The following is a 24444-nucleotide window of genomic DNA, read 5'->3' as shown; positions in this document are numbered from 1 at the left end:
AGGAGAGACATGGTCCTCACCCGCACCGCCCGCATCCGTGCGGGCGCCTTCGTCATGGCGCTCGCGGCGTCCACAACGCTCCTCGCCGCCTGTACCCCCGCCGAGGGCGACGCAGACCAGGCCGCGACGCAGCAGCCGCAGTCAGGCGGCGACGTCGTCGTCGGCATCTCCGCCGATCCGACGTGCCTCGACCCGCAGCAGAACGGCAACGCCGCGTCGATCAGCGCGAGCCGGCAGGTCGTCGACAGCCTGACCGACCTCGACCCCGAGACGGGCGAAGTGCTGCCCTGGCTCGCAGAGTCGTGGACGGTCGACGACGACGCGACGAGCTTCACGTTCACACTGCGCGACGACGTGACCTTCAGCGACGGTTCCGCGCTCGACGCGGACGTCGTGGTGCGCAACTTCGACACGATCGCTTCGCTCGGCGCCGCGACCTCGCTCGTCACCGGATACCTCGCCGGATACGAGGGAGCCACGGCCATCGACGAGCACACCGTGCAGATCGACTTCTCCACGCCGTCCGCCGGTTTCCTGGCGACGACATCGGTCGTCCAGCTCGGCATCGTCGCGGAGTCCACCCTGGAGAAGACGGCGGAGGAGCGCTGCGCGCCCGAGAGCATCGTCGGCACCGGCCCGTTCGTCTACGACTCGTACACGCAGAACGAATCGACCGTCCTCACACGGCGAGACGGGTACGGGTGGCCGTCCGCCCGCGCCGCGCACGAGGGCGACGCCTATCTCGACAGCGTGACGTTCCAGGTGGTCAGCGAGTCGAGCGTGCGCGTCGGCTCCCTCCAGTCGGGGCAGCTCGACGCCATCACCGATGTGCAGCCCACCGACGAGGAGACCCTCGCGGGCGCCGGCTTCGACGTCATCGACCGCGCGAACCCCGGTGTCGTGAACACGCTCTACCCGCGTGCCTCGAACAAGATCACGGCCGACGCCGCGGTGCGCCAGGCCATCCAGATCGGGATAGACCGCGACCAGCTCGCCAGCGTGCTGAGCGCGTCGTACGCATCCGCGACCTCCGTCCTCGCCACGAGCACGCCCGGCTACGCTGACGTCTCCGACGAGCTCGCGTACGCCCCCGACGCGGCTGCCGCGCTCCTCGACGACGCGGGATGGGAGACCGCCTCCGACGGCGTCCGGGAGAAGGACGGCGTTCGGCTCTCCCTCGACGTCGCCTACCTCAACAGCGTCGTCACGAATCAGAGCGTCCTCGAACTCGTCCAGCAGCAGCTGGGCGACATCGGGGTCGAGCTGACTCTGCGTCCGCTCGCGGTCGCCGACTACCTCGAGGCCGTACAGGAGCCGGATCTCGCCTTCAGCTTCGGCAACTTCACGCGCTCGGAGGCGGATGTGCTGCGCACGACCTTCGGGGGCGCCGACACGAACCCCGCCCGGTTCGCGGACGACGACCTGACCGGCCTGTTCACCGCGCTGCAGACGTCCTCCGACGAGACGGCGCGCGCCGAGACGTCCGCCGACATCCAGCAGTTCGTCGTCGAGGCCGGCTACGGCATCCCCGTGTACGAGCTCGCACAGGTCGCGGCCACGAGCACCTCATTGCATGACGTGTCGTTCGACTCCTCCTCCCGCATCTTCCTCTACGACGCATGGCTCGCGAACTGACCGCGCCCGCCCGGATGCACCTCGCCCTCTCGGCAGGGGTCGGCGGGGTGCACCAGGGCGCATGGCGTCGCGAGGGGAGCCGTGTCGAGGAGTGGGGCACGATCGAGCTCATGGTCGACCTCGCCCGGCAGGCGGAGGCCGCGCTGCTCGACGCGTTCTTCATCTCCGACCTGTCGTCCGTGAACCGAGAGGCGCTGCGCGTGCAGCAGCCGTACCTCTACTTCGAGCCCCTCACGATGCTCTCGGCCCTCGCGATGCGTACCGAGCGGATCGGCCTCGTCGCGACGGCGTCGACGACGTTCTCCGAGCCGTACACGCTGGCTCGTCAGGTCGCCGCCCTCGACCAGATCTCGAAGGGGCGCGCGGGATGGAACGCCGTCACCTCGAGCGTCGGGTCGCAGAACTTCGGGCATCGCGAGTGGCCAGACCACGACACGCGCTACGAGCGGGCGGAGGAGTTCGCCGCGGTCGTGACGGGACTCTGGGACAGCTGGGAGCCGGACGCCCTCGTGCGAGACCGCGCGGCGGGCCGGTTCGCGGACCCAGCGAAGGTCCATCCGCTCGATCACGACGGCCCGCGGTTCCGGGTCGCCGGGCCGCTCAACGTGCCGCGCTCGCCGCAGGGGCGACCCGTCATCGTGCAGGCCGGCTCGTCGGAGCCGGGACGAGACCTCGCGGCGAGACACGCCTCGATGGTGTTCACGGCTCAGCAGGACGCCGACGAGTCGCGGGCGTTCATCCACGACATCCGCTCCCGGGCCGAGGGCTTCGGCCGTCGCCGCAGCGACGTCGTCGTCCTCCCCGGTCTGAGCCCGGTCATCGGCGACACGGAAGAGGACGCCACACGCATCCGCGAGGAGCTCCTCGACCTCGTCGACGAGCCGACGGCGGTCGCCCGTCTCGCCGACCAGCTCGGCGGCGCGGACCTCTCGGGCCTCGGGTTCTCGGACGTGATCCCGCCGGGCCGCCTCCCCGATCCCGCGTCGGTGCAGGGGCGGCGCAGCCGCTACGAGCTGTTCCACCGTCTCGCCACGACGGAGCTCTGGACCGTTCGGCGGCTGGTCGGCCTCGAGGCGGCGTCGTACGGGCACTGGTCGATCGCGGGCACGGCCGAGCAGATCGCCGACGCCATGTCGGAGAGGTTCCGCACGGGGGCGGCGGACGGGTTCGTCCTCCTGCCGCCGTCGCAGGACATGCTCACCCGGTTCTTCGAGCGCGTCGTGCCGATCCTGCAGGAGCGGGGACTGTTCCGCACCGAGTACGAGGGAGTGACGCTTCGCGAGCACCTCGGCGTCTCCGCGCCGGACAGAGCGAGCGTATGACGGCGTCCGACTACCTCGTCGGCGACGGCGACTGGGACGACCCCGCGCTCATCGACCTCCTGCGCCGGAGTGCGGAGGAGGTGTTACCGCTGTACGCGGAGGACGACCTCAGCAAGCAGCGCGTGGCGCCGCTCGTCAGGGAGGACGTCGTGTCGGTGAGCGTCGTCCGCCGCGGCGAGGAGGTCGTCGCCGCGGGCGTGATCGCGCACGTGCACGACGCGTTCGAGGTGAAGCGTCTCACCGTCGCGAGTGCCCACCGTCGGCGAGGGCTCGCCCGCATCGTGCTCCGTGACCTCGAGCGTCGCGCCGCAGAACGGGGGATCGTGCGCCTGCGCCTGCAGACCGGGTTCCGCCAGGACGCGGCGATCGCCCTGTACGAGAGCGAGTCGTGGCATCCCATCGCGCCCTTCGGACCCTATTCCGATGACGACCTGATCAGCAGGTGCTTCGAGAAGGAGATCGCATGACCTCGGGAATCCTGCTGCCGCCAGCGTCGTCGGCGTCGACCGCGGGCGCGCTCGCTGATGTCGTCGAGACCGCTCGTCGTCTCGACGCGGGCACGGCCCCGTTCCTCGTCGTCACGGCTGCGGCGGTCGGCGGGCTCTCGCCCCTGCACGTCGCGGCGCACCTGGGCGCGCGGACGTCGCGGATCGGAATCGTCGTCGAGCACCGGGCGGATGGCGTCGAGCCGTCGCATATGTCGAGTGCGTTGGCGACGCTGGATCACACGACGCGCGGGCGCGCCGGATGGCTGATCCCCGATGCCGGTCGGGATGCCGAGGCGATGGCCGATGCGGCCGCCGTCGTGGACGCCGTGGCGCTCCTCTGGGACAGCTGGGAGGACGACGCCGTCATCCGCGATCGGGCGACGGGCCGGTATCTCGACCGTGCGAAGCTCCACGCCGTCGACGCGACGGGCCCCGACTTCACGATCGCGGGCCCGTCGATCACGCCCCGCCCGCCGCAGGGACGCCCCGTCGTGCTCCTCGCGGCCGAGGCCGCGGCGCTGGCCTCCGAGGGCCGGAGCGCACGGTGGGTGGACATCGTGCTCGACGGGGCGGATTCCCGCGGCGTCTCGATCGCCGGCCCGGACACAGCGGGATGCTTGGGCGGCGAAGGCGTCTCCGGCACGACGCTGCGCGAGGTCCTCGGCCTCGACAGGCCCGCGTCCGTGTTCTCCGGCCGAACGAACGCATGATCCGCTACCTCGCGTCACGCGCGATGCAGGCGGTGATCGTGCTCGTCGCCGCCTACACGCTGGGGTTCCTCATCCTCTACGCCCTCCCCAGCGATCCCGCGGCGATCATGGCGGCCGGGGGAGAGGGGGAGTCCATCGACCCCGCCGAGCTCGCTCGGTTCCGCGCCGAGCTCGGCCTCGACCGTCCCGTCATCGTGCAGTACGGCGAGTCGCTGTGGGCAGCGCTTCGCGGAGACCTCGGCACGTCGATCTCGACGGGGCGCCCGGTGACGGAGATGATCGCCGAGTCGATCGGGCCCACGGCGGTGCTCGCGGGCACGACCCTCGCGGTGAGCGTCGTCGCGGGCGTCGTGCTCGCCCTCCCCGCTCTGAGCCCCCGCCGCTCGCGCATCCGTGAGCTGCTGCTCTCGCTGCCCGGTCTCGGCCTGTCCGTCCCCACGTTCGTCACGGGTCTCGTGCTGCTGCAGATCTTCTCGTTCCGGCTCGGGTGGCTTCCGGCGTTCGGCGCGAGCGGCGCGACGTCGCTCGTGCTACCGGTCATCGCGCTGGCGATACCCGCCGCGGCGCTCATCGCCCAGCTCCTCGCGAAGGGCATCGTCGCCGAGGAGCGAAAGGACTACACGACCGTCCTCATCGCACGCGGCGCCTCCCGCCCGCGGATCTTCTTCGCCCACCTGCTGCGCAACGCGTGCCTTCCCGCTCTCACGGCCGCGGCGCTGCTCGTGGGAGACCTCCTCGCCGGTTCCATCGTCGTCGAGACCGTCTTCTCCCGCCCGGGCCTCGGCCGCATCGCGATCACGGCCGTCGTCGCACGCGACCTGCCCGTCGTCCTGGGGATCGTGGCGTGCGGCGCCGCCGTGTTCGTGGTCGTCAACGTCGTCGTCGATCTGTTCTACCCCGTCCTCGACCCGACGATCGTGAGGCACCGTGACCGCCGCCGCTGACCTCGCCCGGCGCGCTCTGCGGAGGCCCGGGCTTCTGCTCGCCATCGCCGTCGTCGTGATCGTGGCCGGATGGGCGATCGCCCCCGGGCTCTTCGCTCCGGGCGACCCGCTACGCGCCGTCCCCGAGGATCGGCTGGGGGCTCCCTCGGCCGCGCACCTGTTCGGCACCGACGAGCTCGGGCGCGACCTGTTCATCCGCGTCGTCCACGGCGCATCCCTCTCCATCCGGTCGACGCTGCTCGCCGTCGTCATCGCCCTCGTCGCCGGTTCGCTCGTCGGCATCCTGGCGGGATACCTCGGGGGAGTCGTCGACGGCGTCCTCATGCGGGCGATCGACGTCGTCCTCGCGATCCCCGGCCTCCTCCTCTCGCTCGCGGTCATCGCGGCGCTCGGCGCGGGGTCGCTCCAGATCTCGATCGCCGTCGGCGTCGGGTCGCTGCCGTCGTTCGCCAGGGTCGTCCGCTCGGAGACGATGCGCGTGCGTTCCAGCGACTTCGTGGAGACCTGCCGCGCGCTCGGCGTGCGCGGGCCCCGGATGCTCGTGCGCCACGTCCTGCCCAACGTCCTCGGCCCGGTGGTCGTCCTCGCCGTCGCCACCCTCGCCACGGCCGTCCTCGCCGTCTCGGCCCTGAGCTTCCTCGGGTTCGGGACGCCGCCGCCCGCTCCCGAATGGGGGAACCTCATCTCCGAAGGACGCGACTACCTCGCCTCCGCATGGTGGCTCACGATGCTGCCCGCCGCGGTCGTCGTGGCGGTCGTCCTCTCCGTCAACCACCTCTCCCGATCACTGTCCCGAGAGAGCGGGCGCAGCGCATGACCGCGCTCCTGACCGTCACATCCCTCAGCGTCGACTACGGCCCGGACATCCCTGCTCTCCGCGGGGTGTCCCTCACGATCGGGCGCGGTGAGACCGTCGCGATCGTCGGCGAATCCGGCTCGGGCAAGACGACTCTCGCCCGTGCCGTCCTGGGTCTGCTGCCGCCGGCGGCGCGCACGTCGGAGGGAGAGGCCACGCTCGGCGACACCGATCTGCTTGCGCTGGACGAGGCCGGATGGCGGAGCCTGCGCGGGACGCGCATCGGCTACGTGCCGCAGGACCCCGGCACGTCGCTCAACCCGACCCGTCGAGTGGGCGATCAGGTCACGGAGAGCCTGCGAGCCCACGGCGCCGTGCGGGATCCCGACGCGAAGCGACGGGCGGACGAGGCCCTGGAGGCGGCGGGCATCCCGGACGCGCCGCGCGTCGCCCGGGCGTGGCCGCACGAGCTGTCAGGGGGCATGCGGCAGCGCGCGCTCATTGCGGGCGCGTTCGTCGCCGGCCCCGAGCTGATCGTCGCCGACGAGCCGACGAGCGCACTCGACGCCACGGTGCAACGGCGTGTCCTCGACCACCTCGGGGCGCTCGCCCGAGATCGGGGGACGTCCCTGCTCCTCATCACGCACGACCTGGCCATCGCCCTCCAGCGCGCCGACCGCGTGATCGTCATGAAGGCGGGCGAGGTCGTCGACGCCTTCGCCCCGAGCGAGCGGTCGCGGGCGGGCCGTGCCCCGTACGTCGCCGAGCTGCTCGACGCCGTCCCCTCGCCGCGCCACGCGCTCACCCGCCCGCTGCCGGACCGGTCGGACGTCCTGTTGAGCGTGCGCGGTCTCTCGAAACGGTTCGGCCGGACCGTCGCCGTCGACGACGCCTCGTTCGACGTCGTCCGCGGCACGACGTTCGCACTCGTGGGCGAGTCGGGATCGGGGAAGACCACGCTCGCGCGCACCGTGCTCGGGCTCGCATCGCCCACGGCGGGGGAGGTCCGCTTCGACGGCGTCGAGACGACCGCCCAGCGCGGAGAGGGGCTGCGGGAACTGCGCCGGCGCATCCAGCTGGTGCCGCAGAACCCGTACTCCTCCTTCGACCCGCGCATTCCCATCCGCCGGGCCATCGCCGAGCCGCTCGAGGTCTTCCGCGTCGGCACCCGCCGGGAGCGGTCGGAGCGCGTCGACGAACTGCTCGAACAGGTGGCGCTGCCGCGTTCCTTCGGGGGCCGTCGGCCGGGCGAGCTGTCGGGCGGCCAACTGCAGCGCGCGGCGATCGCGCGGGCCATCGCGCTGCGGCCTGAGCTCCTCGTCTGCGACGAGCCCGTCTCTGCTCTCGACGTGTCGGTGCAGGCGCAGATCCTCGATCTGCTGCGCACCCTGCAGGGCGACACGGGCCTCGCCTACCTGTTCATCACGCACGATCTCGGCGTCGTCGCGGAGATCGCCGACGACGTCGCGGTGATGGGCGGAGGACGCATCGTCGAACAGGGCCCGATCCGCCGGGTCTTCGGTCAGCCGAACGATCCGCTCACACGAGACCTGCTCGCAGCCGCACCCGACCTTTCCCCGGAGAAGCGCTCATGACATCCCATCCGCCCCTGTCCGCCTTCGCGCAACGACTCGATGTGCCCCGCACGTTCACCGAGGTGCTCGGCGGGCGACCACCGGGCGCCGTGGACCTCCTCGGTGGGAATCCCGCGACCGAGGCGCTGCCTCGTGTCGCCATCGCGGAGGCCGTCGCACGCGCGGCGTCCGATCCGGGGGCGCCGGCCTTCCAGTACTCGTCGCCGCGTGGTCTGCCGCGGCTCGTCGACCTGATCGCCGCTCGCGAGGGCGTCTCGCCGGCACGCGTCGTCGTCGCCAACGGCGCCCTCCACGCGCTTTCGCTCATCGTCCTCGCGCTGCTCGGACCCGACGACGTCGTCGTCACCGACGACCCCGTCTATCCCGTGTTCCGGCGGGTGCTGCAACTCGCGGGGTCGCGGACGGTGGGCGTCGGCGTCGACAGCGACGGGCTCGACACGGATGCGCTCGAACGACTGCTGCAGGGCGGGCTGCGGCCCCGCCTCGTCTACACCGTCCCGGACTTCCAGAACCCCACGGGGGCGACCCTCTCCGCCGCGCGTCGCGAGAGACTCGCGGACCTCGCCCACCGCTACGGCTTCCTCGTGCTGTGGGACAACCCCTATCGCCGGACCCGCTGGAACGGGCGGGAGGTGGCCGACGCCGCGGTCGACGACGAGGCCTTCATCCGGATCGACACGTTCTCCAAATCGCTCGGGCCCGGCCTCCGGACAGGATGGGCCGTCGTTCCCGAGTGGCTCGTCCCCGCTCTCGTCGCCGTGCGATCCCGCACCGATCAGCATCCCGGAACGCTCGTGCAGGCGGCCGTCGCAGACCTCCTCGCGCAGCCGGGAGCCTTCGACGGCATCGTCCGCGCGCTCGCGGAGGAGCACGCCCGCCGGGCATCGGCGCTCACAGCGGCGATCCGTCGGGACATCGGCTCGGCCCTGACCTTCGGCGAGCCCGACGGCGGCTTCTTCCTCTGGACACGCCTCGCCGACGCCGAGCTCTCGGCGTCCCGGCTGCGCGAGCTGTCGCTGGCGCGCGGAACCGCTTTCAGCGCAGGCGAGGCGTTCGCCGTCCCGGGCGGCGCCTCGCACACGGACGCCCTTCGGCTGGGTTTCAGCGCGACCCCGGTCGCCGACATCCCCGTCGCCGTGGCCCGGATCGCCGACGCCCTCGATGCGCTCGATGCGGAGCGGAGCATCCGATGAGCGCCGTACGGCCGCTTCTCGGCGTCCTCGACCTCGCGGTCATCCCCGAAGGCCACACGGCGCCCGAGACCCTCCGCGGCAGCGTCGCGCTCGCGGAGCAGGCCGAGGGATGGGGATACCACCGGTACTGGCTCGCCGAGCACCACCTCACGGCGGGCATCGCATCCGTCAACCCCGTCCCGGTGCTCGCCGCTGCGGTGCAACGCACCTCGCGGATACGGATCGGCTCCGCGGCGACGCTCACGGGGCATCGCACGGCCGTGTCGATCGCCGAGGACTTCGCCACGCTCGCGGCCTTCGCCCCCGGGCGGGTCGATCTCGGTTTCGGCCGATCGGCCGCCCGGGGGAGAGAGGCCCCCGGGCCGCGCGGGCGCGCGCACGCCGTCCTCGCCTCGCCGCGTTTCGCGCGGAGGATCGAGCTGCTGCAGCAACGCGACGCGCTCGCCGAAGACCACGGCGCGCTCATCCGCGATGTGCGGGCGTTCCTCGCGGACGAGTTCGCGGACGACGACGCGACGCGCTGGTCGGCCCTCCCCGGAGGCGCGCAGGTCGAGCTGTGGTCGATGGGCAGCAGCGCAGGCGAGAGCGCGCGGATCGCAGGAGAGATCGGCCTGCCGTTCGCGGCGAACCACCACATGAGCCCCGAGACCGCCGGCTCGGCCGTCGAGCACTACCGTGCCGTGTCCGCCGAGCACGGGCACGTGCCGCGGGTCGCTGTATCGGTCGAGGCCTGCGTCGCCGAAGACGACCGGGAGGCGCAGCGGCTCGCCGACGCCCATCTCGAATGGGTTCGTCGGCAGCGCGCGGGCGAGGGGATCACGCCCTTCCCCTCCTCGGGGCCGGTGGGCGTCGGCGAGGACCCGTCCGTCGCCGACCGCGCGACGGCGCTGATCGCGGCCACGCCCGCGGAAGCCGCGGCCAGGATCCGTGCACTCGCGACGCGTTTGGACGCCGACGAGGTGGTCGTGAGCATCCTCGCCCACGACCTGGATCGCCGAGCGGCGTCGTACGCGGCGCTCGCCGAGGCCTGGGCACGCGGCTGACTCCTGCAGGCCGCATCGGGTGTCGCGTCTTCGAGCGCCGCTACCGCGCAGCGTGGGCGACGGCGGCGGCGAGCCGTGCGCTCTCGACCGGCCCCAGCTCGTGCGCGCCGACCGGCACACGGATGTGTCGCTGATCGGAGGCGTCGAGCCAGCACACGCTGCCGAGGCCGCTCGCGATGCCCGCGTCGTCGAGCACGTCGACGGCCTCGACCTCGTCCTTCACCGGCACCCACACGACCGTTCCCGTGCCCGCGTCCATCGTCACGCCGTGACCGCGGATCGCATCGACGAGAACGCTGCGGCGCTTCTGATACGTCTTCGCCGCGCGGTCGACGAGTGTCTGTGTGTCGGCGTCCTGGAGGAGCCAGGCGAGCGCGTTCTGAAGGATCCGGCTGTTCCAGACGGCGAGCGCGCCGCGCGCGGTGTTGAGCGCACGGATGTTGTCACGGCTGCCGCTGACGACGGCGGTGCGCAGGTCGAGGCCGTACGCGGCGTCGAAGGAGCGGATGCGCACGACGGAGTCGGGCAGGTGGGCCGCGAGGCTGCGCGGGGGCGCGACCGACGCGTCGCCGGCGAGATCGTCTTCGAGGACGACGACGTGCGGATGGGTCTCGAGGACCTCCGCGAGGGCGTCGAGACGCCGCTCGGAGACGGTGCGCCCGGTCGGGTAGTGGGTTCGCGGCTGCCAGGCGAAGAGAGAGGCGTTCTGCGCCTCGATCGCGTGCCGCAGTTCGTCCGGGCTCGGCCCCTCGTCGTCCCAGCGGACGCCGACGACACGACGGCGCGCGGTGCGGAGCAGCGAGATCGTGCGTTGCGACGCGGGCTGCTCGAGGGCGACGACATGCCCCTGTCGCGTGAGCGCGCGCAGCGCGAGCGATGCGGCGTCCATCCCGCCGTCCGTGGTCGTCCAGGCCTCCGGACGGTAGGGCCACGAGGGCTCGACCGCCGCGCGGAGCTCGTTCGTGATGTACGAGAAGTCGTGCGCGTGCAGATCGGGTGATCGCAGCGCGGCGTCGATCGCGGGACGCAGGTCGGGGAGCAGCGACGCGTCGACGGCCCCCTGCGCGACGTCCATGACGATCGAGCCGAGCGCGGTCTCGACGCTGCGTTTGCCGACGCGGGGCGACACGAAGGTGCCCCGTCGCCCCTCCGTCCGGATGAGACCGGCCGACAGGAGGCGGTTCCATGCCTCCGTGATGGTCGTCGGGGAGACCTCGAGCGTCTGCGCGAGTGAGCGGACCGTCGGCAGCCGGTCGCCCGGCGGCACGGTCCCCTGTTCGATGAGTGAGCGGATCTCCATCGCGATTGCCTGCGCCGTCCGCCCGGAGATCGACCGCCACGGATCGTCGTTGGTAGTCATCCCTACGTTTCTAGCGCATGCGGCCGTTCCGGCCCTGTCCTCCCCGTGGTGCGACCCGAGTCGCGCGTGAACTCGCGCTGCTGGTGGCTCGTGGTGAAGCGACGCTCGACGAGGAGGAAGAAGACGCGGCACACGGCGAGCACGACCGGCAGCACGAGGAAGACCATGACGAGCCAGTGGGCGAGCGTCGGGAGACCGAGCGGCAACAGCATCAGGTTCGCGAGGCCGAGCAGCGGCGAATGGATGAGATAGATGCTGTACGACCACAGCCCGACGTTCACGAGTGGGCGCCACTCGAAGACGCGGCGCCCGACGCTGCGCTTCTCGGCGGTCGCCGCACGCCCCATCGCGACGAGGCCCATCGCCACGGCGGCGCCGACGAGGGTCTCGGAGGCGATCTCGGCCAGGCGCCCGTCCGGCGCGTCCAGGATCGTCCAGAGCACGGCGACCGCGAACACCCCGGCGGCCGCCCATCCGAGCCAGCGGACGTCCCGGGTCCCGCGCACCGTGAGGAGCGCCGCGATCATCCCGAGCGCGAAGAGGCCGATGAACCAGTAGTTCCCGGAGCCGGCCGACGGGAACAGGGAGGTGATCGCCGGCCCCATCGCCAGGGCGACGACGAGCATGAGCCACGGATTGAGCAGACGGCAGAGGGGGAGGAGCACGAGCGGCATGAGGAAGTAGATGTGCCACTCCGTCGCGACCGACCACGCGGGGCCGTTGATCTGGTAGATCCAGCCGGGGCTCCAGTTGTGCACCAGGAGCAGGTGCGAGACGAGGCCGCCGGCCGTGACGGGGATCTTGTTGTCCCACGCCGTGTCGTGAGGGTTCTGAAGGACGGGGATCAGCGCGATGAGTACGAGGAACAGCGCGAGTGACGCGTAGTACGGGGGCAGGATGCGCCGTGCCCGCCGCCCGATGTACTTCCAGACGCCTCCGCGGAGCGCGTAGCCCTCGGTTCGGGCGACGGGCAGCATGAGCACGTACCCGGAGAGCACGATGAACACCGGGACGGCATAGTCGCCGATCTCCACGATGCGGGCGAGCGCCGGAAGGCTCTCGTCGACGTCGCCCGTGTGACCGGTGAAGGCCGTCGCGTGGAACACCGCCACCGAGAGCGCGGCCACCGCGCGGAGGCCGTCCGCGAACTCGAACTTCGGCCGTCTGGTCGTGTCGGGCATTCGAGCATGCTGGCAGAACCGCATCGAGCCTGCGCACGATCCCGCCCCGGGGTACCCGGTGTCCGTATGCGCCGGCGCGACGTCCGTCAGCCGGCTGCGGGCCAGTCGCTCGTGAGGAAGGCCTCGACTGCGCGGTGACGGAAGGTGTAGGGCTTGCCGCGCGTGATGATTCCGCGGACCCTGTCGAGCCGCTGCGCGGCGGGGCCCGCGTCGGTGGCCTTCGAGTGGCCGAGCGAGGCCGCGATCCGGGTGAGGGTGCGCTCCTGTGTGGGAAGCTCCGCCATGGCGAGCGCGAACTCGCGCTCGCGTTGCGGCAGCCGCTCCAGAACCCGCTCCACGTGGGCCGTCGCCTCGGGCACCGCCTCCTGCCAGCCCTTTATGACGTCCTCGCGAGAGATGACGTCGCCGGTTCCGGCGTACCAGGCCCTCTCGCCGGCGAGCTGGAAGAGGAAGGGCTCGCCCCGGCAGAGGTCGATGATCGTCTCGGCGGCGTCGGGATCCATGCGCACACGGCCGGCGCCGTTCGTGCCGGTGGACGTCTCCCATCCGGCGACGACGAACGGGCGCAGCGCGCTGCGCAGGTCGTCGTCGTCGATCGCGGCGAGGGTCGTCGTCTTGAAGCGACGTGCGAACGTGGCGCCCTTGCGGGTCCCCGCCTGATCGGCGAACTCGGGCAGCCCCGTCAGGTACACCGCGATCGGGAGCGATCGCGTGATCTGCCCGCCCCCGGGAACGGTCACGGGCTCCTCGTGGGTGATCGCATCGCCCAGCGCGATCAGGATCTGAGACAGCATCCGCTCGTCGTCGATGTTCTGGATCTCATCGAGGTGGATCAGCACGATCTGGTCTTGGCATATCGCCGCCCGACCCACCTCGACGAGCAAGTCGGTCAGTGCCGTGTACGACTCCTGGCCGCCCTCTTCGCTCAGGGCGAGTGAGAAGCCGCTGACGGCGACGGATTGCACGCGGCGTAGGAGCTCGGCGATCCGTCCCTCTCGCGCCGCGGGCAGCCCCGCCCTGTCTGCGAGCTTGAGGACCTCCGAGGCGATCCTCTTCAGCGCATCCGTGCCCAGCGCCACGCGGATCTGCGCGGTCGTCCAGTCTCCGGCCAGCTCCGCCTCATGGGCGATGCGGCGTACGAGGGCGGACTTGCCGAGGCCGGCTTCGCCGACGAGCGTCCGGCCGCGCTCGAACAGGCCGGCGACCAGGCGAGGCCTGAGGACGTCGCGCCAGTCGCTGAGCTGGGCGGTGCGCCCTGCCCAGATCTCGGGGACGGTGTCGGACCCTGGTTGGAAGGGATTCGTCAGAGCGTCGCGCATGCTGATAACTTTATCAACGATCCGTCAGCTTTGTTAAAGTTATCAGTGCTGAGGTGATCTCGCGGGCGGTCTTCCCGACCCGCGTCGTCGCACCGCATCGGCGCGGATCGCCCGAACTATGATCCGGCTATGGAGCTCGATCCCTGGGTCATCATCTACGGCGTCTACGTCGCGAGCGTCCTTGCGGGGCTGCTGATCCTGTGGTTCGTCATCTACACCGCCGTGCGCGCCGCGTTGAGCTCGCACCGCTCCGCCCTGGCGGAAGAGCGCGAGGAGCGCGAAGCGCGTGAGCGGCGCGGGCAGCGGACGCAGGTCGTGACGCGGCAGCGGTAGCCGGTGCGCGGCGGACATCCTCCGTGCGGCCTCTGCGACTCCTTCGAGTCTCCCGTGTCACCCTGTCGCTCACCAGCTCAACGATATATCGTTGACTATCGTCACGATGTGATCGGGAGGTCATCATGAGTGGATCGTTTGCAGGCGCAGGGTTCGGCGGATCGCGCGGGTTCGGGCATCCGGCCGACGGGATCTGGCAGGCATTGGACGGCGCACGCGCGGCTTTCGAGCAGCGCGTCGGCACGCGGGTGGGCCGGGGCGACGTGCGTGCGGCGGTGCTCGCCCTTCTCGCCGAGGAGCCGAAGCACGGTTACCAGATCATCCGAGAGGTCGAGGAGCGCAGCGGTGGAGCCTGGAAGCCCAGCGCGGGCTCGGTGTACCCGACCCTCCAGCAGCTCACCGACGAGGGGCTCATCTCGGCCGAGGAGTCGGGCGGTCGCAAGACCTACTCGCTCACCGAGGCCGGCCGTGCCGAGGCGGAGGCCTCTGCGGGCAAGTCCGCGCCGTGGGAGGCGCCGGGGTCGCGTGAGGGCGTCGGGTTCGCCGCGCTGCCGAAGGCCGGCGTCGATCTCGCCCAGGCCGCGGCGCAGGTCGGGCGCACCGGCACGCCGCAGCAGCAGGAGGAGGCCGTGAAGGTCCTCGACGACGCACGTCGCAAGCTGTACGCCATCCTCGCCCAGGACTGAGACGGATGTCGTCGGACGGCCGGCGGCGCGGCGAGCCCGCCGCCGGCTCCGCGGGCCTGCGCGGTCGCTACCGTCGCATCCTGCGGTTCGCCGCTCGGTACCTCGCCCAGGCGTGGTGGTTCGAGCTCTTCCTGCCCCGTATCGGCCTCGTTCGCGTCGCCGAACGCGGCAGGGAGGTCCGGCTGCGGAGCATCGCGCAGCGCTTCCACGTGCTCGCGCTCGACCTCGGCGGGCTCATGATCAAGGTCGGTCAGTTCATGTCGTCGCGGCTCGACGTGCTGCCGCCCGAGATCACGAGCGAGCTCGAGGGCCTGCAGGACGAGGTCACCCCCGTGCCGTTCCCCGCCATCCGAGAGGTCGCCGAGGCCGAGCTGGGGATGCCGCTCGAGCGCGCCTACGCCTCGTTCGACCCGACACCGGTCGCGGCGGCGTCGCTCGGGCAGGCGCATCGGGCGAGGCTCTCGGCCCTCGACGCAGCCGAGACGGGCCTCGAGCACGTGGTGGTGAAGGTGCAGCGCCCCGGAATCGACGACATCGTCGAGGTCGACCTGGCCGCGCTCCGACGGATCGCGCGCTGGCTCACGCGCGTGAAGGTCGTCGCCGACCGCGTGGACGTCCCCGCCCTCGTCGAGGAGTTCGCGACGACGAGCCTCGAGGAGATCGACTACCTCCGAGAGGCCGCCAGCGCCGAGCGGTTCGAGGAGGACTTCGCGGGAGACCACCGCGTCGCCACGCCCGCGATCGTGTGGGAGCGCACGACGCGGCGCCTCCTGACCCTCGCCGACGTCACCGCCATCAAGATCAACGACGTCGAGGCGCTCCGCGCGGCGGGGATCGACCCCGCGGAGGTCGCCGCCGCGTTCGCCTCCGTCATGTTCGACCAGTTCTTCACGCACGGGTTCTTCCACGCCGACCCGCACCCCGGCAACGTCTTCGTCACGCCGGTCGCGACAGGAGATCGCCGGTGGCGGCTGACGTTCATCGACTTCGGGATGATGGGCGAGATCCCCGACGGCACGCGCGCGGGCCTCCGGAGGCTGCTCGTCGCCGTCGCCTCACGCGACGGCAAGGGTCTCGTGGACGCGATCGGCGACATCGGCATGCTGCTGCCGTCGGCCGAGACCGCACAGCTCGAGCGCGCGATGACGCAGCTTTTCACCCGCTTCGGCGGAATGGGATTCGCCGAGCTGCGGGAGGTCGACCCCCACGAGTTCCGCGACTTCGCGGCAGAGTTCGGCGACGTGGTCCGCTCGCTGCCGTTCCAGCTGCCCGAGAACTTCCTGCTCGTCATCCGCGCCATGTCGCTCACCTCCGGAGTGTGCAGCGCCCTCGACCCGCGCTTCAACCTGTGGGACGCCGTGGAGCCGTATGCCGGGCAGTTCATGCGCGACGAGGCCGGCGGCCTCGGGCGCGGTCTCATGCAGGACGCCGTGTCGAACGCGAACGTGGTCTGGCGGCTTCCGCGCCGGATCGACGCCCTCGTCACGCGGATCGACGCGGGAGAGGTGTCCTTCGACACGTCGCACCTGAACCGTCGCATCGACCGCGTGGAACGCCTCGTGCGCCGAGCGGTCTCGGCCGTCCTCTTCGGCGCGCTGCTGATCGCGGGAGTCCTGACGCGCCCCGACGACCCCGTGTTCGGCGCCGTGCTGATCGTCGCGTCCGTGGCGCCGCTGCTCCACGCCCTGTTCGCCGGCCTGCGGCGTTAGCCCGACCGTTCGTGGGTGGAAAGTGCCGTTCACCCGTGCGGGAAAGCGGCGTTTTCCACCCACAAGCGGGTGCGTGCCTCCTTCCGCCCCGCATGCGTCGCTCAGCCGTCCCCGCATAGGATCGACGCACAGCTTCACCAGGGGAGACGGCGTTGAGTGGTCTGATCGTGCACGAGTGGCTCTCACCGGCCGGCGGGTCGGAGAACGTGTTCGAGGCGATCGCGGGAGTCTTCCCCGACGCCGAGCGCTGGTGTCTGTGGAACGAGGCGGGCGACCGGTTCCGGCCCGTCAACGAGACCGCTCTCGCGCGCACGCCGCTGAAGGGGCGCAAGGCCCTCGCGCTCCCGTTCATGCCCGCGGTCTGGCGCCACCTGCCCGAGCGCGACGCCGACTGGGTGCTCGCCAGCACGCACCTCTTCTCCCACCACGTGCGTTTCGCGGGCCCGGCGCGGGACGTGCCCAAGCTCGTCTACGCGCACACGCCCGCCCGCTACATCTGGGTTCCCGAGCTCGACGGACGCGGCAACGGCCTCCCGGCGCGCCTCCTGTCGTCGGCGCTCAAGCCGCTCGACCGCAAGCGTGCGCAGGAGCCCGTGGCGATCGCGGCCAACAGCCGCTTCATCGCCGACCGCATCGCCGACACGTGGGAGCGCGAGGCGGAGGTGATCTACCCGCCCGTCGCTGTCGCGGGCTTCGGCGCCGAGCCCGAGCTCGCGCCGGCCGAGCAGGATCGTCTCGACGCGCTGCCGGACGCGTTCATCCTCGGCTTCTCGCGCTTCGTCCCCTACAAGCGCCTCGATGCGGCGATCGCGGCGGGCCGCGCCTCGGAGATGCCCGTCGTGCTCGCCGGATCCGGCCCCGACGAGGAGCGTCTGCGCGCCATCGCCGATCGCACGTACCCCGGCGGCGTCACGTTCGTCCATCATCCGTCGACCCCGCTCCTCACGGCCATCCTCCAGCGTGCGTCGGCCCTCGTCTTCGCGCCGATCGAGGACTTCGGCATCATCCCCGTCGAGGCGATGGCGGCCGGCACCCCCGTGCTCGCGAACGCGACCGGGGGAGCGGTCGAGTCGGTGCTCGACGGCGTGACGGGCGCGCACGTGCACGACTGGGAGTCGGAGAGCGAGCTGCGCGCCGCCGTGGAGAAGGCACTCGCCTCGTCGCCGGATGCCTGCCGTGCGCGGGCGCAGGACTTCGGCGAGGACGTCTTCGCGCGCGAGATCCGGGGGTTCGTCGCGACGCACGCGTGACGGGCGGCGCCGTTGGTCCACGACGCTCGTTGATCGGCGCCGTTTGTTGGCCCTCGGTGGTGCCGACGTGCTCTTAGCGCCGCTCATAGCCGCACCTTGGCACCAACGAGCGTCGGCGGGGCGTCAGACGAGCGTCGGCGGGGCGTCAGACGAGCGTCGGCGAGGTGTCACAGACCGCGCGACGGATGCGGCGGTGCTGTCGAGGAGCGGACGACGAGCTGCGGCGCGACGTGACGCTCGTCGGGCAGGGGGCGCCCGTCGATCAGCGCGTGCAAGAGGCTGAAGGACAGCTGCCCGAGCGTCTCGAAGTCCTGATGGATGGTCGTGAGCGGCGGTGATGCGTAGGCGGCGAGGGGATGGTCGTCGAACCCGATGACGGAGACGTCCTCGGGGACGTGCAGGCCTCGATCGAGTACCGCGCGGACGGCTCCGAGCGCGACCTCGTCGTTCGCGCAGGAGATGGCCGTGACGCGATCGCCGTAGTCGTCCAGCAGCCGCTGCGCGCCGGCATACCCCGACGAGGGACGCCAGTCGGATGCGCGCACGGCGGGGTAGTGCGGCAGTCTCGCCTCGTTGAGCGCGTCGTGCACGCCGAGCGAACGCCGTTCGGCGGGCCGGGTGTCGGCGGGTGCGATCACGAAGATCGACCGGTGCCCGAGCTCGATGAGATGCCGCGCGGCGAGCAGCCCGCCGTCGTACTCGTCCATCGACACGAACGGACGGTCGACGCCGCTGCCCTCGGACGGCGATGTCGCTGAGACCGTCGGGATGTAGGCGGGCAGCGAGGGCAGCACGGCGTGCGCGCTCTGGTCGAAGTCCATCACCACGACGCCGCCGAGCGCGTGCGACGCGACGGTTCCGACAGCCTTGCGCACGCTCGCGGCATCGGAGCCCTCGATCACGGCGATGAGCACGGCCATGTCCTTCTCTCGGGCTCCCCGCTCGATGCCGTGGATGGTCGACGCGTAGCCGTAGTCGGCGGTGTTCGACGTGACGATGCCGATGCTCGTCGCTCTGCCGGAGACGAGCTGGCTCGCCGCGGCATTGCCGAAGTAGCCGATCCGATCCATCGCCTCGTGCACGCGCTGTCGTGTCTTCTCGGCGACCTTCGCCGAGCCCTCCACGACGCGCGAGACGGTGACCGTGGAGACCCCCGCGGCCTCGGCGACGTCGGCGAGGGTCGGGCGCTGCGGAAAGTTGCTCACGTGCGCATCATATGAAGGTCTGTCCTCACCCCTTGACCGCACCGCTCATGAGGCCCGAGATGAAGTACCGCTGCAGGAAGAGGAAGATGATCGCCACGGGAAGCACCGCGATGACGGATGCGGCCATGAGACCGCCCCAGTCGACGGTGTTCGCTCCCTTGAAGAGCATGATCGCCGGTGTGATGGTGCGCAGCGCGTCGGTCGACGTGAAGATGTACCCGAACATGAACTCGTTCCACGCCGTGATGAACGCGTACAGACCGACCGACACGATCGACGGCACCATGACCGGGATGACGACGCTCGTCAGGGTGCGCAGGCGGCTCGCGCCGTCGATTTCGGCGGCCTCTTCGAGGGAGGTCGGGATCGAGTCGTACGCGCTGGAGAGCATGAACGTCGACAACGGGATGACGAACGTCGTGTACGCGAGGATCAGCGCCCCGTACGAATCCAGCAGACCGAGGTTGCGCATCGTGATGTAGAGCGGGACGAGCAGCAGCACGCCGGGGATCATCTGAGAGACCAGCATGGCGAAGTTCGTCGTCTGCACCGCCTTCATCCGGTAGTTGCGGCTGAAGACGTAGCCCGCGAGGAGGGAGATGACGAGCGAGAGCGCACAGGCGGCGAGCGACACGACGAGGCTGTTGCGGATGTACACGAGGAAGTCGTGCTGCACGAGCACGCGGACGAAGTTGTCGAGGGTGGGGGCGGCGATGAGGAACGACGGTGTCCTGGCGCGGATCTCGTTCGCCGGCTTCAGGGCGGACATGACCATCCAGAGGAACGGAAAGAGCGTGTACACCGCGAGCAATGCCAGCAGCACGTAGGTGATGACGGTGCTGGTGCGGCGACGGGATGCGATCGACATGTCCTTGGTCCTTATCCGACGGTCTCTTCGCTCAGGCGGCGGCGGTACCGGTAGTAGACGACGAAGACGAGCGACGTCGCGATGAGCATGAGCGTGGAGAGGGCGGATGCCGCGCCGACGTCGTACTGCTGCAGCGAGTACCGGTAGATGAGGATGGGCAGCGTGATCGTTGCGTAATTCGGTCCGCCCTGGGTCATGACCCAGATGAAGTCGAAGTTGACCGCCGTCCAGATCAGGTGGATGAAGACGATGATCAGCGAGACGCTGCGCAGCTGCGGCATCGTGACGCTCCAGAAGCGGCGCCACGCCCCGGCGCCGTCGAGCGACGCCGCCTCATACAGCTCGTTCGGGATGGCCTGCATCGCCGCGAGGAACGAGATCGTGTAGTAGGGGAACGTCCTCCAGATGTTGACGAAGACGACCGTCGCCATGGCCCAGTTCTTGTCGCCCAGGAAGTTGATCGGGCTCTCGACGAGACCGGACTGCGTGAGCAGGCTGTTGAAGATGCCGAAGTCGGGATTGAGGATCCACTCCCAGGTCATCCCGGCCACGACGATCGGCACGAGCCACGGGATGAACGTCGCGACGCGGAAGAACCCTTGGCCGCGTACGCGGACGTTGAGCAGCACCGCTGCACCGAGCCCGATCACGAACTCGCCGACGACGGAACCGACGGTCCAGACGAGCGTGTTGCGCACGGCGGGGCCGAAATGCGGGTCGGAGACGACCTTCTCGAAGTTCTCCAGCCCCGCGAACCCGCCGACGTCGCCGTTGACGAGGTGCGCGTGGCTGAACGCGTCCGTGAGTACGCTCACGAGCGGATATCCGATGAGCGCGGCCAGGAACAGCCACGCCGGCGCGAGCGCCAGAATCGTGAAACGACGATTCGATCGGGTCCGCGAGACGTCTCCGACTCGCATGCTCTGCATCGATCTGCCCTTCAGCTGCCCGATGCGTCGCCCGAGGCCTCGAGAGCCTCGTTGATCGCATCGCTCAGCCACATTGCGGCTGCCTCAGGCGACTCGCCGTCCTGCAGCACCATCGCGAGCGCATCCTGCATGTCCTGCGTGATCTCGCCGAGCGAGACCGGCGGGTAGGCCACGCCCGTGTCGAGGAGCTCGGCGAAGCCCTTGCTCCACTTGCTGTCGGTCGTGACGCTGCTCAGTGCCGATCGATCCGCGAATGCGGCTGACTGCCACTCCTCGCTCGCGAACTGCTCGGCGAGCTCGGTCGACGCCTCGAGGCTCTCGGAGTTCGCCATGACGAACATCGGCTTGGACTCGAGATATGTGGCGGGTTCCCCGTCCTCGGGGTAGGGGATGGCGTGCACGCTGACGTCGCCCATGGTCTCGGGGTTCGACGCCTCGCGCTCGCCGAGCCAGTTGCCCGTGACGAAGGTCGCCGTGAGACCGGTGGCGAAGTTGTCATCGGTCTCCTCCCATCCGTAGGTGGCGGAGTTGGGGTTGACGGCACCACTGTCCATGAGGTCGGCGTAGAACTGGAACACCTCGGTCGCCTTGACGAGCTGCTCGGGGTCGTCGTTCCAGGTGTTCGCGTACCCGCCGTCCGGCTGTTCCTCTGCGATCGAGAGCCCCTTCTGCGCGAGGTATACGAACAACTCCTGCGGCTGGCGCACACCCGCGCCGGTGAGGCCGTAGAAGGAACTGCCCGTCGCGTCCTCGACGGTCGATCCGACGGCGAGCACGTCGTCCCAGGTCTCGGGAACGGAGACTCCTGACTCGGCAAGCAGGTCGTCGTGCACGAGGTACGCGCGCACGGTGGTCTCGTACGGGAAGCCCACGACGGCCCCGCCGGTGGTCATCGCGGCCTTGACGGAATCGCTCACGAGGCTGGCGTCCTCCCATGCCTCCCAGGCGTCGGAGACGTCGGCAAGGACGCCGATCTTCTGGAACTCGCCCACGTACTCCGGCAGACCCCATACGACATCGGGGAGGTTGCCTCCGGCGGCCGAGGCGATGAGCTTCTCGTGGATCTGGTCGTAGGTGAAGTTCGACTGGTTGACCGTGTAGCCGTTCTCCTCGGCCCATGCCTCGATGAGCGGTTCGAGGGCCACGGCGGTGCTCTCGCCCTCCGTCCACGACGTCCACAGCTCGATCGTGTCCGGATCCTCGCCGCCGGATGCCGAGCATCCGCCCAACGCGAGAGCAGTCGTGCCGATGGCAGCGACGATGATCAGCTTCTTCCTCATTGAAGCTCGCCTCCTGGGTTTCTTCGTCGAATCTCCCGCCGTCGTCGGCCGGGAGAGGTGCGCGAGAGCCTTGTCGCTCTCGCTGCGTCTGGTATGACTAACCTTTATCATTCTGTAGAGCATCGGTGCCCAGAGTCAAGAGCATCTTGACTCGATAAGGCAAGAAGCATGATGATGATCGTTAATCAGGACGCTCCCGGACGACGAGTCCGACGAGTGCGCCGCAGACGGAGCGTGAGAGGAAGCACATGATCGACGTCACCTGGGGTTCGAGCGACTTCCCGCTGCGGCTCATCGCCGCTGAATCGGGGCCGGTCATGCTCTCCATCGCCTCGGGCGTCGACGCGGCAGAGCCTCTGCGCTCGCAGCACCGGGGTCGCCCGGCCCTCGTCGAAGTGCTCGCCGTCGGCGAGGGACGGGGCCTGAACAACACCCGTGCGGTGCGCACAGCGGTCGGAGACCGTATGCGCTATCGCGCTCACCGCATCGAGGGCACGGCCTCGGGCGAGAGGCTCACGATCGAGCAGCGCGACGACGTCACGGGTCTCGTCGCCGAGACGACCATCGAGCGCTTCGCGGGCGTCGACGCCTATCGTGCGACGACGATCGTGCGCAATGAGGGCGAGCGAGCGGTCGTGCTCCAGCAGGTGACATCGGCGACCCTCATCGGGCTCACCGGGCGGCTCGGCCCCGTCGACGATCTCGATCTCTGGACGGCCCGCAGCGAATGGTGCGCCGAGAGCCGGTGGGCGCCGACCGCGCTCAGTGGGCCGGCTGGGCTCGCCGACATCAACACAGGAATCCATGGGCACTTCGCGCGAGGCCGCGTCGCGCTCGCCGGGCACTCGACCTGGTCGTCCGGAGAGTACCTGCCCACCGCGGGAATCGAGAACCGTGCCGACGGCAGCGCGCTGGTCTGGCAGATCGAGAACAGCGGTCCGTGGCAGTGGGAGCTCGACACGCTCTTCGACCCCGACGAGGCGCTCGCCCTCGCGCTGCTCGGGCCCACCGACATCGATCACGCGTGGACGACGCGTGTCGAACCCGGCGAGGCCTTCTCGACCGTCCCGGTGTCGTTCGCCCTCTCACGGGCGGGGCTGAGCGGAGCGGTGGGCCAGCTGACGACGCACCGGCGCGCATCCCACCTCTACGCCGATGCGACCCGCGTGCGGCCGCTCGTGTTCAACGACTACATGAACGCGCTCATGGGCGACCCGACGACCGAGAAGCTCTTGCCGCTCATCGACGCCGCGGCTACGGTCGGCGCCCGGATCTTCTGCATCGACGCAGGCTGGTATGACGACGGGGGCGACTGGTGGCCGAGTGTGGGGGCGTGGGAGGCCTCGACCGTGCGGTTCGCGCCCGAGGGCCTCGTCGGCGTGCTCGACCACATCCGCGAGGCAGGCATGACGCCGGGCCTCTGGGTCGAACCGGAGGTCGTCGGCGTGCGATCGCCCATCGCGCGGACCCTGCCGGAAGAGGCCTTCATGCATCGTCAGGGAGAGCGCATCGTCGAGCACGACCGCTACTTCCTCGACTTCCGCAGCGTTGCGGCCTGCGACTACCTCGACGGTGTCTTCGCCCGTCTCATCGAGGAGTACGGCGCCCGCTACTTCAAGTGGGACTACAACGTCACGCCCGGCTCCGGCCCGGACACCGAAGCATCCGGGCCGGGCGAGGGACTGCTCGACCATGCGCGCGCCCACCTGGCGTGGGTCGAGCGGTTGCGCGAACGGTACCCCGACGTCGTCCTCGAGGCGTGCTCGTCCGGAGCTCAGCGGATGGACGCGGCCATCCTCGCCCGCTACGACCTGCAGTCGACCACCGACCAGCAGGACTACCGCCTGTACCCGCCGATCGCGGCTGCGGCGCCGATGTCGATGCCGATCGAGATGGCGGGCAACTGGGCCTACCCGCAGCCGGGATGGTCGGACGAGCAGGTCGCGTTCACGCTCGTCACGGGACTCTCAGGTCGCCTGTATCTGTCGGGCCACCTCAACCGGCTCGAGAGCTCGCAACGGGCGATCGTCCACGAGGCCACGAGCATCTATCCCGACGTCATCTCGCACCACGCGCGTGCGCTGCCCAGCTGGCCGCTGGGGCTTCCCGCCTGGACCGACCCGCAGGTCGCTCTCGCGACGCATGCCGGCGACGAGAGCCTCGTGTTCGTCTGGAATCGCGAGGTCGACGCCACGAGCATCCGCCTGTCTCTGCCCGAGCACGTGGGCGCGGACGTCGAGGCCGACGTCGTGTTCCCGTCGGCCCTCCCGGCATGGCCGACGTCGTGGGATGCCGCCACGGGCACGCTCGACGTCGACCTGGCCGGAGCAGGCGAGTCGGCGAGGATCATCCGGATCCGTCGTCGCTGAGGGACGTCCGTTCGGCTCATTGGCGCCGAAGCGCTCCCATCGCCGCTCACCGGTGCACTTCGACGCCAACGAAGACGCGGCGCCGGGCTGCACGTCGACCGGGATGTGAGCGTCACCCATAGACCGTGCGGTCGCGTCACTCCCTGTGAACACGGAGATTCGGCGTGACGCGTATGGCATGCGCGCACGCGTTTCCACACCTCGTCGGAGCTGTCAACAGGCTGGAGAA

The 24444-nt window shown here is 70.4% G+C and carries 21 protein-coding genes; 14 read left to right on the top strand and 7 right to left on the bottom strand.

Going from position 1 to position 24444, the window contains the following annotated elements:
• The first annotated feature begins 9 nt into the window (after nt 1-9).
• From N8K70_RS13295 to N8K70_RS13255, 9 genes are read left to right on the top strand one after another with little or no spacing between them, the layout of a single operon-like run.
• Nucleotides 10-1635 carry an ABC transporter substrate-binding protein gene (locus N8K70_RS13295; RefSeq protein ID WP_317138826.1) on the top strand — a complete coding sequence of 542 codons (1626 nt, stop codon included), beginning with the start codon at nt 10-12 and terminating at the stop codon, nt 1633-1635.
• The gene (locus N8K70_RS13290; protein WP_317138825.1) at nt 1620-2957 is read left to right on the top strand and encodes an LLM class flavin-dependent oxidoreductase; all 1338 of its coding nucleotides are present in this window, start codon (nt 1620-1622) and stop codon (nt 2955-2957) included. The genes N8K70_RS13295 and N8K70_RS13290 overlap by 16 nt, the downstream gene beginning before the upstream one ends.
• Nucleotides 2954-3424: a GNAT family N-acetyltransferase gene (locus N8K70_RS13285; protein WP_317138824.1), complete on the top strand. Its 471-nt coding sequence runs from the start codon at nt 2954-2956 to the stop codon at nt 3422-3424. The genes N8K70_RS13290 and N8K70_RS13285 overlap by 4 nt, the downstream gene beginning before the upstream one ends.
• Complete coding sequence (locus N8K70_RS13280; RefSeq protein WP_317138823.1) at nt 3421-4155, top strand: LLM class flavin-dependent oxidoreductase; 735 nt, start codon at nt 3421-3423, stop codon at nt 4153-4155. Before N8K70_RS13285 ends, N8K70_RS13280 begins: the two co-directional genes overlap by 4 nt.
• A complete protein-coding gene (locus N8K70_RS13275) occupies nt 4152-5099 on the top strand; it encodes an ABC transporter permease (protein ID WP_317138822.1) in 948 nt (315 codons plus the stop codon). The genes N8K70_RS13280 and N8K70_RS13275 overlap by 4 nt, the downstream gene beginning before the upstream one ends.
• Complete coding sequence (locus N8K70_RS13270) at nt 5083-5916, top strand: ABC transporter permease (protein ID WP_317138821.1); 834 nt, start codon at nt 5083-5085, stop codon at nt 5914-5916. Before N8K70_RS13275 ends, N8K70_RS13270 begins: the two co-directional genes overlap by 17 nt.
• Nucleotides 5913-7490: an ABC transporter ATP-binding protein gene (locus tag N8K70_RS13265; protein ID WP_317138820.1), complete on the top strand. Its 1578-nt coding sequence runs from the start codon at nt 5913-5915 to the stop codon at nt 7488-7490. The genes N8K70_RS13270 and N8K70_RS13265 overlap by 4 nt, the downstream gene beginning before the upstream one ends.
• Complete coding sequence (locus tag N8K70_RS13260) at nt 7487-8683, top strand: aminotransferase-like domain-containing protein (protein ID WP_317138819.1); 1197 nt, start codon at nt 7487-7489, stop codon at nt 8681-8683. Before N8K70_RS13265 ends, N8K70_RS13260 begins: the two co-directional genes overlap by 4 nt.
• Nucleotides 8680-9726 (top strand): MsnO8 family LLM class oxidoreductase, encoded by a 1047-nt coding sequence (locus tag N8K70_RS13255; protein WP_317138818.1) that lies wholly within the window; start codon nt 8680-8682, stop codon nt 9724-9726. Before N8K70_RS13260 ends, N8K70_RS13255 begins: the two co-directional genes overlap by 4 nt.
• A 40-nt stretch (nt 9727-9766) precedes the next feature.
• Here N8K70_RS13255 and N8K70_RS13250 read toward each other — a convergent pair whose 3' ends face one another.
• From N8K70_RS13250 to N8K70_RS13240, 3 genes are all read right to left on the bottom strand, one after another.
• Nucleotides 9767-11086 carry an aminotransferase-like domain-containing protein gene (locus N8K70_RS13250; RefSeq protein ID WP_317138817.1) on the bottom strand — a complete coding sequence of 440 codons (1320 nt, stop codon included), beginning with the start codon at nt 11084-11086 and terminating at the stop codon, nt 9767-9769.
• A gap of 2 nt (nt 11087-11088) precedes the next feature.
• Complete coding sequence (locus N8K70_RS13245) at nt 11089-12267, bottom strand: acyltransferase family protein (RefSeq protein WP_317138816.1); 1179 nt, start codon at nt 12265-12267, stop codon at nt 11089-11091.
• Nucleotides 12268-12353: 86 nt separating this feature from the next.
• The gene (locus N8K70_RS13240; RefSeq protein ID WP_317138815.1) at nt 12354-13586 is read right to left on the bottom strand and encodes an ATP-binding protein; all 1233 of its coding nucleotides are present in this window, start codon (nt 13584-13586) and stop codon (nt 12354-12356) included.
• 129 nt (nt 13587-13715) lie between these two features.
• On the opposite strand from N8K70_RS13240, the gene N8K70_RS13235 reads away from it, so the two are divergent.
• The 4 genes from N8K70_RS13235 (at nt 13716) to N8K70_RS13220 (ending at nt 17564) form a co-directional block, all read left to right on the top strand.
• On the top strand, nt 13716-13919 hold the full coding sequence (locus N8K70_RS13235) for a hypothetical protein (RefSeq protein ID WP_317138814.1): 204 nt from the start codon (nt 13716-13718) through the stop codon (nt 13917-13919).
• Between the two features lie 125 nt (nt 13920-14044).
• Complete coding sequence (locus N8K70_RS13230) at nt 14045-14605, top strand: PadR family transcriptional regulator (RefSeq protein ID WP_317138813.1); 561 nt, start codon at nt 14045-14047, stop codon at nt 14603-14605.
• Between the two features lie 5 nt (nt 14606-14610).
• On the top strand, nt 14611-16314 hold the full coding sequence (locus N8K70_RS13225) for an ABC1 kinase family protein (protein WP_317138812.1): 1704 nt from the start codon (nt 14611-14613) through the stop codon (nt 16312-16314).
• 152 nt (nt 16315-16466) lie between these two features.
• Nucleotides 16467-17564, top strand: a complete 1098-nt coding sequence (locus tag N8K70_RS13220) for a glycosyltransferase (RefSeq protein WP_317138811.1) — start codon at nt 16467-16469, stop codon at nt 17562-17564.
• 167 nt (nt 17565-17731) lie between these two features.
• On the opposite strand, the gene N8K70_RS13215 is transcribed toward N8K70_RS13220, so the two are convergent.
• Genes N8K70_RS13215 through N8K70_RS13200 form a run of 4 tightly spaced genes read right to left on the bottom strand, consistent with a single transcriptional unit; the run spans nt 17732 to nt 21846 of the window.
• Complete coding sequence (locus tag N8K70_RS13215; RefSeq protein WP_317138810.1) at nt 17732-18769, bottom strand: LacI family DNA-binding transcriptional regulator; 1038 nt, start codon at nt 18767-18769, stop codon at nt 17732-17734.
• A gap of 25 nt (nt 18770-18794) precedes the next feature.
• Nucleotides 18795-19637 (bottom strand): carbohydrate ABC transporter permease, encoded by an 843-nt coding sequence (locus N8K70_RS13210; protein ID WP_317138809.1) that lies wholly within the window; start codon nt 19635-19637, stop codon nt 18795-18797.
• An 11-nt stretch (nt 19638-19648) separates the two neighbouring features.
• A complete protein-coding gene (locus tag N8K70_RS13205; protein WP_317138808.1) occupies nt 19649-20566 on the bottom strand; it encodes a carbohydrate ABC transporter permease in 918 nt (305 codons plus the stop codon).
• A gap of 11 nt (nt 20567-20577) precedes the next feature.
• The gene (locus N8K70_RS13200) at nt 20578-21846 is read right to left on the bottom strand and encodes an ABC transporter substrate-binding protein (RefSeq protein ID WP_317138807.1); all 1269 of its coding nucleotides are present in this window, start codon (nt 21844-21846) and stop codon (nt 20578-20580) included.
• A gap of 248 nt (nt 21847-22094) precedes the next feature.
• Between N8K70_RS13200 and N8K70_RS13195 the strand changes: the two genes are divergently transcribed.
• Entirely contained in the window at nt 22095-24215 is a 2121-nt protein-coding gene (locus tag N8K70_RS13195; protein WP_317138806.1) for an alpha-galactosidase, read from the top strand.
• The last annotated feature ends 229 nt before the right edge of the window (nt 24216-24444 follow it).

Source organism: Microbacterium sp. AB, from assembly GCF_032878875.1.
Classification (GTDB): domain Bacteria; phylum Actinomycetota; class Actinomycetes; order Actinomycetales; family Microbacteriaceae; genus Microbacterium; species Microbacterium betulae.
The sequence above is the reverse complement of the archived record's forward strand: the minus strand, read 5'-3'. Positions and strand labels throughout refer to the sequence as shown.

What these genes read in the sequence shown, in the direction of transcription:
- N8K70_RS13245 (WP_317138816.1), bottom strand. Translation starts at nt 12,267, where the DNA reads ATGCCCGACACGACCAGACGGCCGAAGTTCGAGTTCGCGGACGGCCTC.
- N8K70_RS13295 (WP_317138826.1), top strand. Translation starts at nt 10, where the DNA reads ATGGTCCTCACCCGCACCGCCCGCATCCGTGCGGGCGCCTTCGTCATG.
- N8K70_RS13265 (WP_317138820.1), top strand. Translation starts at nt 5,913, where the DNA reads ATGACCGCGCTCCTGACCGTCACATCCCTCAGCGTCGACTACGGCCCG.
- N8K70_RS13225 (WP_317138812.1), top strand. Translation starts at nt 14,611, where the DNA reads ATGTCGTCGGACGGCCGGCGGCGCGGCGAGCCCGCCGCCGGCTCCGCG.
- N8K70_RS13200 (WP_317138807.1), bottom strand. Translation starts at nt 21,846, where the DNA reads ATGAGGAAGAAGCTGATCATCGTCGCTGCCATCGGCACGACTGCTCTC.
- N8K70_RS13210 (WP_317138809.1), bottom strand. Translation starts at nt 19,637, where the DNA reads ATGTCGATCGCATCCCGTCGCCGCACCAGCACCGTCATCACCTACGTG.
- N8K70_RS13230 (WP_317138813.1), top strand. Translation starts at nt 14,045, where the DNA reads ATGAGTGGATCGTTTGCAGGCGCAGGGTTCGGCGGATCGCGCGGGTTC.
- N8K70_RS13290 (WP_317138825.1), top strand. Translation starts at nt 1,620, where the DNA reads ATGGCTCGCGAACTGACCGCGCCCGCCCGGATGCACCTCGCCCTCTCG.
- N8K70_RS13275 (WP_317138822.1), top strand. Translation starts at nt 4,152, where the DNA reads ATGATCCGCTACCTCGCGTCACGCGCGATGCAGGCGGTGATCGTGCTC.
- N8K70_RS13255 (WP_317138818.1), top strand. Translation starts at nt 8,680, where the DNA reads ATGAGCGCCGTACGGCCGCTTCTCGGCGTCCTCGACCTCGCGGTCATC.
- N8K70_RS13260 (WP_317138819.1), top strand. Translation starts at nt 7,487, where the DNA reads ATGACATCCCATCCGCCCCTGTCCGCCTTCGCGCAACGACTCGATGTG.
- N8K70_RS13280 (WP_317138823.1), top strand. Translation starts at nt 3,421, where the DNA reads ATGACCTCGGGAATCCTGCTGCCGCCAGCGTCGTCGGCGTCGACCGCG.
- N8K70_RS13195 (WP_317138806.1), top strand. Translation starts at nt 22,095, where the DNA reads ATGATCGACGTCACCTGGGGTTCGAGCGACTTCCCGCTGCGGCTCATC.
- N8K70_RS13285 (WP_317138824.1), top strand. Translation starts at nt 2,954, where the DNA reads ATGACGGCGTCCGACTACCTCGTCGGCGACGGCGACTGGGACGACCCC.
- N8K70_RS13205 (WP_317138808.1), bottom strand. Translation starts at nt 20,566, where the DNA reads ATGCAGAGCATGCGAGTCGGAGACGTCTCGCGGACCCGATCGAATCGT.
- N8K70_RS13240 (WP_317138815.1), bottom strand. Translation starts at nt 13,586, where the DNA reads ATGCGCGACGCTCTGACGAATCCCTTCCAACCAGGGTCCGACACCGTC.
- N8K70_RS13250 (WP_317138817.1), bottom strand. Translation starts at nt 11,086, where the DNA reads ATGACTACCAACGACGATCCGTGGCGGTCGATCTCCGGGCGGACGGCG.
- N8K70_RS13235 (WP_317138814.1), top strand. Translation starts at nt 13,716, where the DNA reads ATGGAGCTCGATCCCTGGGTCATCATCTACGGCGTCTACGTCGCGAGC.